Here is a 15,199-nt window from a genome sequence, read left to right as displayed (position 1 = left end):
ATGACTGTATCCGAGATACACCGCAGGAGATCCCTCACCCTCGCTGCGCTCGGGTTCGGGATGACGTGGGGAGTTACAAAATGTCTCGAAATATTCGTACATTAGTGTGAATGAAAAATCCTTAGTTTAATTGCAGTGACACCTGGACTCCAGCTGCATTATACCAAAATAGCCAAATCATAAAGCTTGACTCACTTGAACTATGCGCGTTATATAACGTATTATCTCTTTTTAATTTAGAGTGTTTGCAATACGATTTCATGCTTGAATCAAGACCTACTAGGAGCAAGACCATGACAGTTGCGCATTATCCAGCCTCACTGGTCAGCAGCCACCTCATTGATTCGGGAACAATGCTTGTCCCGAAAGGTTACTATCGCTCTAAATTATTCATTGCTCCCTTTTCTACTAATGCTTTAGTTGCAGCAGCAGGCCCTCTTTTATCACTATTAGAACGACTTTGTCTCAGTCCTTCGCTGCCCCCCATTGAGAATATTAGAGATAATATTGAGCATGAGTTACTTGCTTTTCAGAGCAAAATGGATGCATCTAAATATCCGGAAGACTTTTCAGCCATAGCCTATTACTTAATGGCCGCAACTATAGATGAAATGATTGGTAAAAATTACATGCGAGTATACCAAATTTCTGCTGAATTTAAGGCATTCACTCCGCTCACTAATGATAATGCTCAACCACAACATCGTTTTTTTGAAATCCTTAATTACATTAAGGAACGACCAACTCAATATCTTGATCTTATTGAGTTAGTTTATTTTTTCCTGATTATTGGTTTTGAAGGCCATTACCATCTTAAGGCAGATGGACGGCAAGTCTTGGATAACTATATTGAAGATCTCTATCAGATAATTCAGCAAAATCGGTTTAATCAACCGCGCCGGTTATTTAATGAAAACCCTATACCCAAAATTGTTAAAAAGAATTATAAAGCAGTCATCATTACCTTGGTTGCTGCAGTTACGATGGTAACACTAGCGTTTTTGACCAGCCAATATTTATTGGAAAATAAGGCGAAAACCGTTTTATTCGGACACACCCAACTTGCTCTTCTGGATAGCTAATGGACAATTCTTTACGCGCATTATGTGATGCTATAAAAAAAATACTTTCACAACTAAAGCCACAAAGCAATCAGCTATCTTTTATAGTGATTACGGGCAGAAATGCTCAAGGAAAATCGGCCATATTAAAACAAAGCAATATGGAAGAAATACCTGTTTTTAGCGAACAACATGCCAAAATTTATTTTAATCAAAAAGGGATCATCATTGAGCTTGGCGAAAATTGGCTTACCAACAGCAAAACCTTATTGCTTACTACGTTAAAACAATTGAATCGATGCAACTCCTATCTAAAAATTACCGGTCTTGTTTTATGTATCGATGTAAACGACCTGCTCATTGCCGATCCAGCACAGTTTGCAGAACAGAAAAAAGCACATTTACAATTATTGGAACGATTTGGAACAAATCTGGGTTATCCCGTCAATATTGCACTCATGTTTACCAAAATGGATACCCTCGCTGGTTTTACTGAATTTTACCAATCTGAACATGCAACTGATTTATCAAAACCTTTAGGATTTTCCCTTGATTGCAGGAATGAATTAAAGAAAAAAATAGAGGCCTATTCATTACAATTCAACCAGCTCACGGAACAAATCGGCCAACAAGTAATTCACAAAATGCACCCTGCCCGTTCTACAATGCGACGCAGTTTAATTCGAGAATTTCCATTGCAGGTAGCTAGCCTTCGCTCCCCTATTCAAGCGTTAATTCAAGGAATTTCTCCCAAGCTTTTTAATTTACATTCCATTTATTTTAGTAGCGCGGAGCAAGGTGGGATAAGTATTGATCGCCTGAACAAGAAAATTCAGCATGAATATGCCTTGGTCGTACAGGATACGTTTCCTCAAGCAACAAATTTCAGAGCCTATTTTGTTGAAGGTGCATTAAGGACCATTCAGGAACATTGCAGTCAAATTCCCCAGGCTAGAAAATTTTCACAAAAACCCATTATTGCAGTAACGGCAGGTATCGCCGTAATCAGTTTGCTAATTTTAAGCTATAATTATTACAAAACAGCTCATTTACTGGATGAAACAAGTAAAGAATTGCTGGCTTACGATGTGCTCAACAGTCAAAAAAATAAAGGAAAACAGGCCCTTTATCACTTATCAAATGCGGCAAAAACGATAAGTCACATTCCTAGCAACTCCTTGTCACTACCTACTGTGCATCAATTAAAATATAATTTACACCATAATGCTGAAAGCCGTCTACAAGGTGAATTTTTACCCGCATTAACCAGCGAGTTGGAAGATGTAATCAATAATCCAGGGAATACTCCTATTGTTCGTTATAACGCTTTGAAAATTTACCTGATGTTAAGCCAGCCAGAGCATTTCTCAGCGATGCAAGTACATGATTGGTTCGCGAGTCAATGGAAAAACCAACCTGAAAATGCTTTAAAGAAACAACTGGCACTATTAAAGCTTCTGCTAAGTAAACCACCCAAAAATATAACCGTAAAACAGCAGGTAATTAGTGATGCCAGAAATTATTTAAATGCGCTACCCACCAGTTACCTTTATTATTCGATTGCAAAAGAATTTTTCCCTGACACGAAACAAAAAATCGCAATTGATGGTTTTATATTGGCAACGAATGAATTGCCAAATTACTTCACCAGAGCAGGTTTTAACGAAGTCATGCAAAAGATTCCTGGCATCAGCTACAGCCTACAAAAGGAAAACTGGATACTTGGACGAAATGACTTAAATCAATTACAGGAAATGATAACCCAGGCGTATTGTTTTGATTACGTGACCTGGTGGCAAACGTTCATGCGTAAATCACAACCCTTGCATTACCAAGATTATCAAACAGGACGGCAAGTAGTTAAAAATCTGGAACAATCTCATGCGATAAGGAAGATAACCGCCTTAATCCAACAAGAAACCAAAGCTGACTTGGCTAATAGCTCATCACCTTTTAATCAAGCGATTGCCAATCAATTTACTGATTTGAATTTAATGAGTCACTCCAGTACTAAAGAACTCAGCCAAAAAATCGTTGATTTGGAACGCTTTATTTCAACGTTGTCCATGATAAATGATGGCGGAAGAACTGCGTTTAATATTACAAAAACTCGCTTTTCCAGCGAAAGTGCTTCCGACCCAGTAAGCCTGCTTTATAATCAAGCACGACAATTACCGGAACCTTTAAGTACATGGACCAAACAATTAGCAAGTGATGCATGGGGTATTCTGATTAGAGACAGTCGTCAGTATATCAACCAACAATGGCAGCAGACTGTGTTCAGAGAATTCCAAACCACTATTGCCAGGCGCTATCCTTTTGACTCATCACAACAAGAAGAGATTGCAATAAATGACTTTAATCATTTCTTTTCTACTCGTGGTGCATTAAACACCTTTACTGAAAACTATGTTAAACCGTTCCTGGATATTTCCAGCGCAGAATGGAAGCCTAAAGCAGTAAATGACTCCGTATTACCTATTGCCTCAGAAACCTTAGATGCGCTGATGCGTGCGAACATTATTACCAATATGTTTTTCCCGGATCATGGTGAAGAAAGCAAAATTGATTTTAGTCTACAAAAAATTAGCCTGGATCCTGTAGTTGCAAATCTAGAACTTGAAATTGGCAGAACCAAATTAACCGATAATCAAAGTACTGACTCAGTTATGCGTTTTAGCTGGCCGCAATCGTATGCCAAACTTGCACTTGATTCAATTGAAGGGAATCATTATGAGCTAGCAGAGCAAGGAACTTGGGCCTTATTTAAACTACTCGAGAAAGTGAATGTCCTGATTGATGAACAAGACAGTTCTAGCTTACAAATTCTTTTTGAAATTAACAGCAATTCGGGACGTTATCTCTTGAAGACAAACAATCAAGTAAATCCGTTCACGCCAGGAATTTTGAATGGATTCGCATTAAAGGAATCGATAGTTTAGCTCCTTAAAAGAGCAAGACTTTTTAGTAACTCATTCTTCGGAACCGTTGTAGGGTATGCTTGAAGATGTGCCAAATACAGCCGTTCAGTGAGTAGGAAGTGAACCCTTACCATTCATCAGCGAAGAAATTTATGAAGCGTCACCTTTAAACGCTCGTGCTTCATGAATCAATGCTTCAGCATCAGCCTCTTCGGGATCTTTATCCCATTTAGGATACATCCTCATATATTCTTCTAAAAGATCCAGTCCTATATTGCCACAAACATAGTTTTTGGCCGCATTTAAAACCGATATTTTGTCAGAATATTGTTGCAATCTCGGGTACCTTTCTTTTTGTCTTTTACAGAAGGTAATTCCCGCTTCAATACGACCCACCAGATTTTGTAATTGACACGACATTCTTTCGAACTCTTCCGTATGGTGCAGAGACTTTGAAAAATAATGGCTGACAGTGTCTCCCAAAACTCCTTTTTGATATGCCGACATAATGTACTCCTTATGTTTTTAAGATATACCATAATGGTCATGTTAAATTTAATTAATCCATTAGGTTACCTCTTTTAAAAATCCTTCCAATTTTTTAATTATAGTGCAATTTTTAATCACAAAGAGGCAGTTTCATTCGAATTGATATATACTCATTATCTCAATTTTAAAAGAAAGGTCTGATACTATGCGCACGTTTGTTTCCTATTTACTTATTGCATTACTAAGCTTTGGGCTTTTGGTCAACGAAGCCTCAGCGAAACGTTTTGGTGCTGGCAGAAGTTTTGGCATACAACGTTCACAAAGTGCTCTTTATTCACCAAATAAAGTGCAAAAATCCAGTGTTTTTGGACAAAACACAAAAAATACAAGCCGATGGGGCGGATTACTCAGTGGTTTATTAATTGGGGGCTTGCTTACCAGTTTATTTATGGGACATGGATTTGCTAATGGGATCTTGACATGGTTGATTATGGGGGCAATTCTCTTCTTTGTTATTGGCTTTTTCCGTAAAAGAATGCAGCCTGGATTTCAAGCAAATCAAGGGCAAACCCGCTCTTTTAATCAAAACCCTTTTAATAATTTTACCCAATCATTCAATAACAGTTCAGGAAATAGCACCGGGAGTAATGCTTCTGAATATCCTGCAGGTTTTGTTCCTGAAACCTTTTTACGTGAAGCCAAAGTGACATTTAACCGCTTACAGGCTGCTTATGACCAAAAAAATCTTCAGGATTTAAGTGAGTTCACAGCTCCAGAAGTATTTGCAGAAATCAAGATGCAATTAGATGAGCGGGGAAATGCAACGAATAAAACAGATGTAATCACTCTAGATGCTGAGCTCCTTGATGTTTCAAAACAGTCTAATTCGCTCATCGCCAGCGTCCGCTTCACGGGTTCAATTAAAGAAGATAATGAGCCCCTTAGTCAACTTGATGAAATTTGGCATTTCCGTCAATTTCCAAATAGTACTCAATGGGTTGTCGGCGGTATTCAGCAGGAAGTATTCCAACCTTAATTCCAATTTAGATAACCTGGGTATTTCGTTGTTGAAGCCCAGGTTATACGTCATCATCAATAAAAATTAAATGCCAATCTCTAGCCCGATGTCAGGTAGGTGCTGAGGTCAGTTGTCAACAGAACCTAATTCAAGACAAGGTTTTCATCAAGAATAACACCTTGATTTCGCCGGTCCAATCCCTGATTCCATGACAAAAAAGCCACCTAACAACCGCTCTAAAACCTGAGCGACGTAGTGCCCAGGCTACATGAGTGAAATTTCTATTTTTTATGAGTCATTAGACGTATTGCACATCAATAATTTCGTAATCCACCATACCACCGGGTGTATTTACTGTTACTGAATCGTCCAGCTCCTTGCCAATTAAAGCACGACCGATCGGAGAACTATAGGAGATTTTATTTTGTTTAATATCAGCTTCATCTTCACCAACAATTTTGTAGGTGACTGTAGCATCTGTTGCAATATGACACACTGTAACTGTAGCGCCAAAAACCACCTTGCCATTATTAGGCAATTTGCTGATGTCAATAATTTGTGCATGCGATAATTTCGCTTCCAACTCCTGAATACGCCCCTCATTAAAGCTTTGCTGTTCTCGAGCAGCATGATATTCGGCATTTTCTTTCAAATCACCGTGAGCGCGTGCTGTAGCAATCGCTTCAACAATACGGGGTCTATCCACAAATTTTAAACGATTTAATTCTTCCTTCAGTGCCTCTGCACCTTGTACTGTCATCGGATGTTTACTCATATCTACCTCAAAAAAAAATTCCCTGGTAACTCTACCTTTTCTCTCATACAACAAGAAAAAGAGCTTTTCACATAAAGTTAAATAAACCATTATAAAAATCGTAGCCTGAATGAAGGCTTAAGCCATAACCCGGATAAATCTGTCATTGGAAAATCTGGGTTGTGCCCTTTCATCCAGGCTACAATTTTTATTAATGTAAATCCTGCAACCGGGTTACAGTATCTCTATCTTCATATTTCATAGCCAAGCAAGCCGCCTCAGCTCCTGATAAAGTAGTAGTATAGCTAACCTTGTGTTGCAATGCATTGCGCCTGATTGCAAAAGAATCGGCGATTGCTTGCTTACCTTCCGTTGTATTTACAATAAAATCGATTTCATTATTTTTTATAAAATCTAAAACGTGGGGTCGGCCTTCGTTCACCTTAAATACTCTACGACAATCCACTCCTGCTGCTTGCAAAGCCAATGCCGTACCGCGCGTTGCAATAATTTCAAAACCTAACTCAATCAAACGTTTGGCAATTTCACCTACTCGTGTTTTATCTGCGTCACGAACAGAAACAAAAGCGCGACGGCGCTTGGGTATGTTACAACTGGCTCCCAATTGGGCTTTAGCATAAGCCTGCCCAAAACGTCTGGCAATACCCATCACTTCGCCAGTAGATTTCATTTCAGGTCCCAGAATGGAATCTACTCCAGAAAATTTGATAAAAGGAAAAACTGGCAGTTTAATTGAATAAAACGATGGCATATGGTGATTTTGGCTCAACCCTTGTTCTTTTAAACTGATACCCAATTTGCAAAGAGCAGCAATTTTAGCCAAAGGCAATCCTGTCGCTTTAGAAACAAAAGGAACTGTTCTTGATGCTCTTGGATTAACTTCCAAAACATAAATGTCATCAGCTTGAATAGCAAATTGTGCATTTATCAACCCAACAACACCCAAACTCAATGCCATTTGCCGCATCTGTTCCATTAAGTCCTGTTGAACCACAACACTTAAGCTAAATGGAGGTAGGGTACAAGCAGAATCTCCTGAATGAATACCGGCCTGTTCTATGTGCTCCATTACGGCACCAATCAATACTTCTTTACCATCACATACTGCATCAATATCTACTTCAATTGCATCATTCAAAAATTTATCCAATAAAACGGGGGAATCATTGGATACAGCAACCGCATGCGAGAGGTAATGGCGTAAGTCATCTTCTTGGTACACAACTTCCATAGCTCTACCTCCGAGAACATAGGAAGGTCTAACTACCAACGGGTAACCGATTTTATTTGCTAAAGCAATGGCTTCTGTCTCACTTCGCACAGTACCATTATCCGGTTGATGTAATTTCAATTCAGTGACCAATTTTTGAAATCGGTCCCTATCTTCCGCTCTATCAATAGCGTCAGGGGAAGTCCCAATAATTTTAACACCATTAGCTTCCAAAGCACGCGCTAGTTTTAATGGGGTTTGTCCACCGTAGTGAACAATAACTCCATCCGGCTTTTCTACATCAACAATACCTAAAACATCTTCCAGGGTTACCGGTTCAAAATACAACCGATCGGACGTATCAAAATCCGTAGATACTGTTTCAGGATTACAATTGACCATGATGGTCTGGCAACCGGCTTCTCTAAGAGCCATAGCTGCGTGTACACAGCAATAATCAAATTCTATTCCCTGACCAATACGGTTAGGCCCTCCACCAAGGATCATAATCTTTTTCTTGTCCGTATCAGGCCGAGCCTCACAACGGGTTTCATAACAAGAATACATATATGCCGTATCACTAGGGAATTCGCCAGCACACGAATCAATACGCTTGTAGACAGGAACAATTCCTAGCTCTTTACGCCGTGCACGTACCTGCTCTTCAGTACACGCCCATAGTTTAGCCAAATAAGCATCGGCAAAACCACGTCGCTTCAACAAACGTAACGTTACTGTATCGATATCTGATAATGCTTTGCCTTTGACAGAGCACTCTAGAGCGACCAGTTCCTCGACCTGTGCTAAAAACCAGGGATCAACACGACTTTCCTGATGAATTTCTTCAAGAGACATGTTGTTTCTAAATGCATCAGCGATATACCAAAGTCTATCTGGGGTTGGTTCTCGCAAATGCCCTCTTAAACGTGCTAAATCACCTTTTGGAAATAAAGAGTGCAGGCCACAGCGCCCTATTTCTAAACCACGAATTGCCTTTTGCAATGATTCCTGAAAATTGGAGCCAATGGCCATCACTTCACCTACTGACTTCATCTGCGTAGTCAATGTATCTGAAGTTTGTGGAAATTTATCGAAATTAAAGCGGGGTACTTTAGTCACGACATAATCGATACTTGGTTCAAATGATGCGGGGGTCTTTCCACCGGTAATTTCATTTTTTAATTCATCAAGAGTGTAGCCTACAGCCAGCTTAGCTGCGACCTTCGCTATAGGGAAACCAGTTGCTTTGGAAGCTAAAGCAGAACTTCGGGAAACCCTCGGGTTCATTTCAACAACCAGCATCCTTCCATCTTCAGGATTAACCGCGAATTGTACGTTCGATCCTCCTGTATCAACTCCTACCGCTCTTAATACTTTGATAGCCGCATCACGCATGCGCTGATATTCTTTATCGGTGAGCGTTTGTGCAGGAGCAACAGTGATCGAATCGCCTGTATGTACGCCCATAGGATCAAAATTTTCAATGGTACAGACAATAATGCAATTATCATTTTTGTCACGTACTACCTCCATTTCAAACTCTTTCCAGCCAAGCACCGATTCATCAATCAGTAACTCATGAGTGGGCGACAACTCCAAGCCACGCGTACATATTTCTTCAAACTCCTCACGGTTATAGGCAATACCGCCCCCGCTGCCCCCCATGGTAAATGATGGACGAATAATTGCTGGATAACCTAATTGCGCCTGTACCTGAATTGCTTCTTCCATACTATGGGCAATCGCTGAGCGAGGCATATCCAAACCGATTTTAATCATCAATTGACGGAATTTTTCTCTATCTTCAGCGCGATCAATCGCTTCTCGTGTTGCGCCAATCATTTCAACATTATATTTTGCCAAGATTCCTTCGCGCACCAAGTCCAAAGCACAGTTCAAAGCTGTTTGGCCCCCCATCGTTGGCAAAAGGGCATCTGGACGTTCAATTTCAATGATACGTGCAACCTCTTTCCAGGATACCGGCTCAACATAGGTTGCGTCTGCAAGCTCTGGGTCGGTCATAATAGTTGCAGGATTGGAATTTACCAGGATCACCCGATACCCTTCCTCCCTTAGGGCGCGTACCGCTTGGGTACCTGAGTAATCAAATTCACAAGCTTGTCCTATCACGATAGGACCTGCTCCAAGGATGAGAATGGATTTAATATCGGTTCGTTTTGGCATATTGACAACAAAAAAGAATAAAATTGACGTATTTTACCTACTTTTGCTTAAAGTTTATACCCTTGAGACAAAATTAACTGTATCTATTCGCTAAAATAATTTGTAATCCTGCCTCAGTTAGCGATAAATATTTATAATTAGGGTCCGCCGTCGTTCGCTCCAGCCATTCATTAGCAATACAGATGTCCGTTAATTTTTGTACGGCTTCCAATGATACCGATTGTTTTAATTTTTGAGAAAGCATTGCGGCGGCATCTTCCTCCATACTTAAAAACACTTGATCGCGAGTGATGCCTCGATTTTTCATTTCATCATAAAATAATTTTAAAATATCAAGTTCATTCATGATGAGTGTCCTTAAAATAAAATCATTTCGGATACTTAAAGTATAAGCTTAAATTAATATCTTGGTTATGCTCTAAAATAAAAGAGCTCGATTTTTGAATGGGCCGGTACAAATCATTCAAATTACGCTGAATGCGACCCAACATTATTCTCTCCACAACTCGGATCGGTTAGTGTATGAGCGAGATTTGATGGAGAAGATACAGAAGGATTCATTCCTAAACCAAAAAACGATTGTGGAGAAGCCCCCAACCCCAATTCTATTTTTTGCGGTAGTATAGAAAGCAAAGTGTCCGCCAAAACAGACATTTGAGCAGCCGCCTCATCTAATTCCTGAGAGGAACATTCTTCTATTGTAAGGACATACCAGGTATACCTTGTTGTCATTCCATTATATAGATCTGGATTTTTCAACAAATCTTTGTTTAGAGGATGGCGAGGATTTTGCTTTAACCAATGTAATAAACTGTCTTTATCCGTTACGTAACTGTTCGCAGGCACATTATACCATTTGCCATCCTTTTCATTTTTATATTGTTTTACCAACAAAATGGGTGTTTCCACATCATTATAAGCAATTATTTCATCCTTAATTTGAGTCTTATCATTTTTAACTAGAGCAGTTCGCACCTCGTCCAGTTTTTTAGACAAATCGTTATACTGCATATACAGCGTTTTTAAAGATTCCAAATGTTGTTTTGCTTGATGGGGTAAAGGATCTTTGAGCTCAGCTAATTCTTTTATAAGTTTATCGATTCTTTGTAATTGGGTATGATCTAATAATAAAGAAGGTTTCTTGCTGTCTTTATGTTCCAAATCAGGGACTTCTAAATCCTCGTGCACCACGACAACGTCTTCTAACTCCCCTCTGATGCGTTGAAATCCATCAAAATCAACATCATCTATTAATTCTTCTGTGTTTACCCCGGCAACATAAGCTCTAAAAAGTGAAACTAAATCTACATCAAAGAGGGTTTGCGAATTATATGCACTCCAAAAACCGTCCATCTCATAAAGCAAACCATTTTTAAAACCAAGCCAGAACGATTCGAGCATATTAATTACAGTATTGTAAATTAAATAAGTCGCTGTAATTGTAAGAGCGATTGTAGTGATTGCCAATGTCATAGGCACAACAACCATCATCGTCAGCAAAAAATTCGTCATGGCTGACATGCCGCTATCTTTAAATGAGGAAGCCATAGCGATGGGCAAGCCAATTACAGTTGCAACGCCTAAAAGCAATGCGATTGTTGCATACACCATATTGTATGCAAGTATACGTAACGGCAATACGGTAATACCCAATAAAATCGCTAAAAGATGTTTTAGAATATACATAAAATATATTAATAATTAATAAGTTGAATGATTGTATAAAAAAATCGCATCAAGAGCAATGGGAACTCTTTGAATCCCGCTTGACGGCATGTTAACCTTGCACAGGTTTAGGTTTAATACAAGTCGATCCGAGATGGAAGTAGTTGATGTCATTATAATAGGTGCAGGCGCCGCAGGTTTAATGTGCGCCATTGAAGCAAGCAAACGCCATCGCAAAGTCCTGGTCTTAGATCATGCAAATAAAGCAGGAAAGAAGATTTTAATGTCAGGAGGCGGTCGTTGTAATTTTACTAATTATTATATTGAACCTGAAAAATACAACTCCCATAATCCCCATTTTTTAAAATCTGCTTTAACTCGCTATACTCAATGGGACTTTCTCGAACTTGTGAAGAAACATAAGATCCCTTTTCATGAAAAAACCTTGGGACAATTATTTTGTGATAATAAATCAAAAGATATTGTTGATATGCTGCTTAAGGAATGTGCTGCTGCAGGAGCAACGATTCAACTCAATACAAGTATAGAGAATATTCAAAAATCACAAAGCTTTAAAATACAAGCTTCAAAGGGGATATTTTGTTGTCAGTCTTTAGTCATTGCCAGTGGGGGGTTATCCATACCTACAATGGGAGCAAGCCCATTTGCCTACAAAGTTGCGGAGCAATTTGGGATTAAAGTATGGCCAACTCGTGCCGGACTCGTTCCTCTTACTTTGGATGTATTGGAAAAAGAACGAGTCGCCCTGCTTTCCGGTATTGGTATTGATAGTTTAGTTAAAAATGCACGCATCGAGTTTCGTGAAAATACATTATTCACCCATCGCGGTTTGAGTGGCCCTGCAATTTTACAATTATCGTCCTATTGGCTTCCAGGAGAAAGTATTTGTATTAATTTATTGCCCGAACTCAATGTATTGGAGTACTTAAAAAATGTGCGCATCGAAAAGCCACAAAAACAATTAAACTCAATCTTGTCCTTACACTTACCCAAACGAGTCATCGAACTCTTTATTTCACCAGAACTTGCTGAGAAGAAACTTGCCGAGTTATCAAATCGTGATTTGGAATCTATAGCAAAACAACTCAACTCCTGGATAGTAAAACCTAATGGGACTGAAGGGTATCGCACTGCCGAAGTAACTATAGGCGGTGTAGATTGCCATGCCATTTCTTCAAAAACAATGGAAGCTCAAGATGTCCCTGGGCTTTATTTCATTGGCGAAGCTTTAGATGTTACCGGCTGGTTAGGAGGATATAATTTTCAATGGGCTTGGTCATCGGGATGGGCAGCAGGGCAAGTGGTATAATTCTTCTTTATGGCTTTATAGCCTGGGTGCACGCAGCCTATACGAAGCCAAAAACTCCGAGGTAAGCTAATTTACAAAGATGCCCTTAATGAAACAGTTATCTGACTCTTCTCATCAAATATAGGCCCAAAAGAGCAAAAATAAAAGTAGGACCCAAAGCCGCTAATTCAGGTGGCAATTGAAAAACTGTGCTAAGTGGACCAAAAAAGCGACTTAAAATATGAAAGCCAAATCCAACTGCAGCACCGACTAACAATTTTGATCCCATAGTGCTCGAACGCAAGGGGCCAAAAATAAAGGGGATAGAGAGAATCATCATCACCATGGTCGTAAGTGGTTGAATAATTCGTTGTAAAAACGCGAATTGATAATTATGTACATTTTGATGATTGCGCTTTTGCTCTCGTATATAACGATTGAGTTCTTTCAAAGTCATTTCATCGGGATCGCTACTGCTAATCATCAAGATTTTGGGTTTTACAGGTACCTCCCAGGGAAGAGAAGCAATAGTCCGAGCTGTGACTTTATTTGCGCTAAAATCTGTTTGCTGTACGTTATTGGCAACCCAACCTGTTGGCGTAAATTTCGCTTCGCGAATAAAACGAGACATTTTTAAATGATGATGTACATCAAAATGAAATTGATAAATGTTGTTTAGGACATTGTTTGATCGTATCACGCCCACAGTAATAAAATCATTTCCATAACGCATCCAAAAACCACCTTTTGTGGTTCTTAATGTTTGTCCCCCACTGACCGCAACGGATTTATAATCATTCCCATAATGAGATAAGTAGGGGACTAAAGTTTCGCCCAGTGCAGTAACGATTACTATGAGTAATAAAGATGCTTTTAAAACTGCCCAGGTTATTTGTCCTATAGACATTCCTGAGGCCCGCATTACTACTAATTCGCTGTTATTGGCTAAAATCCCAAGACCAATCAAAGAGCCGAGAAGGCTGGCCATAGGGAAAAATAAATAAACTTGATATGGCATTTGTAACAAAATAAAAAACGTTGCTTGAGCAATACCGTAATCAACTCGACCTAAGTCACTTATTTCACCCACAAATAAGATAAAAATTTCTAGACCTACTAACATGAGGGTGACTAAAGCAATAGAGCCGAGAACAGTTTTCGCGATGTAGCGATCTAATATTTTCATACTCATGCCAACTTCGTCCTATCACGCCAGATTAATAATAGTCCAAAGATAACAATGATAAGATGAACCCACCATAACCCCATCCATTGTGGTGTTTTTCCGGATATCATTGCATCACGCCCAATAAACAAAAAATTGGCATATAAAATATAAATAATAATTGCGGGTAATAACTTGGCATACTTTCCTGAACGAGGATTAATACGACTCAAGGGAACAGCAATCAAAGTCAAAGTAAAGACCATGATGGGTACAGATATACGCCATTGTAATTCGGCGGCCTTGGCAGAACTTTTATTATTGTAAGGCAATAAGCTTGCGGTGCTCATTGTACGAAGATCTTCAGATACCTGCATGACAGGATGGGGTAATCGTGTTTTATATTGGCCAAATTCCGCTACTTGATAATCAGCATGGCCAGGAATCCCCTGATATTCTTTACCTTTTTGCAGAATGATATAATCCTCGCCTGTTTTTGCATCCGTTTCAGCAAAGGCTTGATCCGCCCATAATATATCCCAACGCATTTGCCTATTGACAACACTTCGTTTTGCTAAAAATACCTGTTCCGCCTTAGCATGATCCCGACTCATAGACTGAACATAAAACACTTCCTGGCCACTATTAACGGCATGAAAACGTCCAGGCATGATTGTTTGCACCAAGGTTTGTATCCCCGTAGTACGTAACAGCTTAGCCCGCTCGATATAAATTAAAGGGCTGACCCAAATCATTACTATAGCCACAATAATCGCCACTGCTGTTGCCATGATAAAACTATGTTTTAACAATTGATTTGGCCCATACCCACAAGCACGTAATACAGTCATCTCACTTTCAGCATATAAACGCCCATAAGCGAGTAACAGGGCAATATAAAAACCCAATGGAATCAATAAGCTTAGTAATGTGGGCAATTCAAGCATCATTAACTTCATAATAATGACGCCCGGAATATTTCCGGAAGCGGCCCGATTGAGATACTGAATGAATTGATTGCTCAGGAAAATTAATACCAATATGGAAGTTAGCGAAATCAAAGTGACGAACACTTCTTTAGCTAAATAACGAAAAATGATCACTCAATCAACGCCCCCATTTTAGTAATTTTACTCATTAGAATCATTCTCATTATGAGCATTGTATCCTCTTGTAGAAAACTAAAAAAGCCTTTTCTACCCATACACCGAAACAAGCAATTATTTGGATTATTTTGTTGAAATTTAATTGATTGATTAATATGTTTATATGTAGATAACTTACCAAGTAAAAAGGTCAATTTATATACAAATGTTAATTGAAGTGTAACTCCCCACGTCATTCCGAACCCGAGCGCAGCGAGGGTGAGGGATCTCCTGCGGTGTATCTCGGATACAGTCAT

At 39.3% G+C, this 15,199-nt stretch carries 11 protein-coding genes; 4 read left to right on the top strand and 7 right to left on the bottom strand.

Annotated elements, in window-relative coordinates:
* Positions 1-293: 293 nt before the first annotated feature.
* Positions 294-1,082 carry a type IVB secretion system protein IcmH/DotU gene (gene icmH / locus BW930_RS16405; protein WP_058469427.1) on the top strand — a complete coding sequence of 263 codons (789 nt, stop codon included), beginning with the start codon at positions 294-296 and terminating at the stop codon, positions 1,080-1,082.
* The gene (icmF, locus tag BW930_RS16400; RefSeq protein ID WP_058469428.1) at positions 1,082-4,003 is read left to right on the top strand and encodes a type IVB secretion system protein IcmF; all 2,922 of its coding nucleotides are present in this window, start codon (positions 1,082-1,084) and stop codon (positions 4,001-4,003) included. Before icmH ends, icmF begins: the two co-directional genes overlap by 1 nt.
* Before the next feature lie 129 nt (positions 4,004-4,132).
* Here the strand turns inward: icmF and BW930_RS16395 are convergent, their stop codons facing one another.
* The gene (locus tag BW930_RS16395; RefSeq protein ID WP_058469429.1) at positions 4,133-4,489 is read right to left on the bottom strand and encodes a hypothetical protein; all 357 of its coding nucleotides are present in this window, start codon (positions 4,487-4,489) and stop codon (positions 4,133-4,135) included.
* Positions 4,490-4,676: 187 nt separating this feature from the next.
* On the opposite strand from BW930_RS16395, the gene BW930_RS16390 reads away from it, so the two are divergent.
* Positions 4,677-5,507, top strand: a complete 831-nt coding sequence (locus BW930_RS16390; protein WP_058469430.1) for a Tim44 domain-containing protein — start codon at positions 4,677-4,679, stop codon at positions 5,505-5,507.
* A gap of 280 nt (positions 5,508-5,787) precedes the next feature.
* Here BW930_RS16390 and greA read toward each other — a convergent pair whose 3' ends face one another.
* The 4 genes from greA to BW930_RS16370 form a co-directional block, all read right to left on the bottom strand.
* The gene (gene greA / locus BW930_RS16385; protein ID WP_058469593.1) at positions 5,788-6,264 is read right to left on the bottom strand and encodes a transcription elongation factor GreA; all 477 of its coding nucleotides are present in this window, start codon (positions 6,262-6,264) and stop codon (positions 5,788-5,790) included.
* 190 nt (positions 6,265-6,454) lie between these two features.
* Complete coding sequence (gene carB / locus BW930_RS16380) at positions 6,455-9,658, bottom strand: carbamoyl-phosphate synthase large subunit (RefSeq protein WP_058469431.1); 3,204 nt, start codon at positions 9,656-9,658, stop codon at positions 6,455-6,457.
* A gap of 73 nt (positions 9,659-9,731) precedes the next feature.
* Positions 9,732-10,004 (bottom strand): hypothetical protein, encoded by a 273-nt coding sequence (locus tag BW930_RS16375; RefSeq protein ID WP_058469432.1) that lies wholly within the window; start codon positions 10,002-10,004, stop codon positions 9,732-9,734.
* A gap of 122 nt (positions 10,005-10,126) precedes the next feature.
* On the bottom strand, positions 10,127-11,344 hold the full coding sequence (locus BW930_RS16370) for a hypothetical protein (RefSeq protein ID WP_064276675.1): 1,218 nt from the start codon (positions 11,342-11,344) through the stop codon (positions 10,127-10,129).
* A 133-nt stretch (positions 11,345-11,477) separates the two neighbouring features.
* Here BW930_RS16370 and BW930_RS16365 point away from each other — a divergent pair, with 133 nt between their 5' ends.
* Positions 11,478-12,653, top strand: a complete 1,176-nt coding sequence (locus tag BW930_RS16365) for a BaiN/RdsA family NAD(P)/FAD-dependent oxidoreductase (protein WP_058469434.1) — start codon at positions 11,478-11,480, stop codon at positions 12,651-12,653.
* A 97-nt stretch (positions 12,654-12,750) separates the two neighbouring features.
* On the opposite strand, the gene lptG is transcribed toward BW930_RS16365, so the two are convergent.
* Together lptG and lptF are read right to left on the bottom strand one after the other, a co-directional pair.
* Positions 12,751-13,824 (bottom strand): LPS export ABC transporter permease LptG, encoded by a 1,074-nt coding sequence (gene lptG / locus BW930_RS16360; protein WP_058469435.1) that lies wholly within the window; start codon positions 13,822-13,824, stop codon positions 12,751-12,753.
* A complete protein-coding gene (gene lptF, locus BW930_RS16355) occupies positions 13,821-14,900 on the bottom strand; it encodes an LPS export ABC transporter permease LptF (protein WP_058469436.1) in 1,080 nt (359 codons plus the stop codon). Before lptF ends, lptG begins: the two co-directional genes overlap by 4 nt.
* Between the last annotated feature and the right edge of the window lie 299 nt (positions 14,901-15,199).

This window comes from Fluoribacter gormanii (genome assembly GCF_900156395.1).
Lineage (GTDB): Bacteria > Pseudomonadota > Gammaproteobacteria > Legionellales > Legionellaceae > Legionella > Legionella gormanii.
This window is presented reverse-complemented; position numbering and strand designations above follow the sequence as displayed.

What these genes read in the sequence shown, in the direction of transcription:
- carB (WP_058469431.1), bottom strand. Translation starts at nt 9,658, where the DNA reads ATGCCAAAACGAACCGATATTAAATCCATTCTCATCCTTGGAGCAGGT.
- BW930_RS16395 (WP_058469429.1), bottom strand. Translation starts at nt 4,489, where the DNA reads ATGTCGGCATATCAAAAAGGAGTTTTGGGAGACACTGTCAGCCATTAT.
- BW930_RS16365 (WP_058469434.1), top strand. Translation starts at nt 11,478, where the DNA reads ATGGAAGTAGTTGATGTCATTATAATAGGTGCAGGCGCCGCAGGTTTA.
- greA (WP_058469593.1), bottom strand. Translation starts at nt 6,264, where the DNA reads ATGAGTAAACATCCGATGACAGTACAAGGTGCAGAGGCACTGAAGGAA.
- BW930_RS16390 (WP_058469430.1), top strand. Translation starts at nt 4,677, where the DNA reads ATGCGCACGTTTGTTTCCTATTTACTTATTGCATTACTAAGCTTTGGG.
- BW930_RS16370 (WP_064276675.1), bottom strand. Translation starts at nt 11,344, where the DNA reads ATGTATATTCTAAAACATCTTTTAGCGATTTTATTGGGTATTACCGTA.
- BW930_RS16375 (WP_058469432.1), bottom strand. Translation starts at nt 10,004, where the DNA reads ATGAATGAACTTGATATTTTAAAATTATTTTATGATGAAATGAAAAAT.
- lptG (WP_058469435.1), bottom strand. Translation starts at nt 13,824, where the DNA reads ATGAGTATGAAAATATTAGATCGCTACATCGCGAAAACTGTTCTCGGC.
- icmF (WP_058469428.1), top strand. Translation starts at nt 1,082, where the DNA reads ATGGACAATTCTTTACGCGCATTATGTGATGCTATAAAAAAAATACTT.
- icmH (WP_058469427.1), top strand. Translation starts at nt 294, where the DNA reads ATGACAGTTGCGCATTATCCAGCCTCACTGGTCAGCAGCCACCTCATT.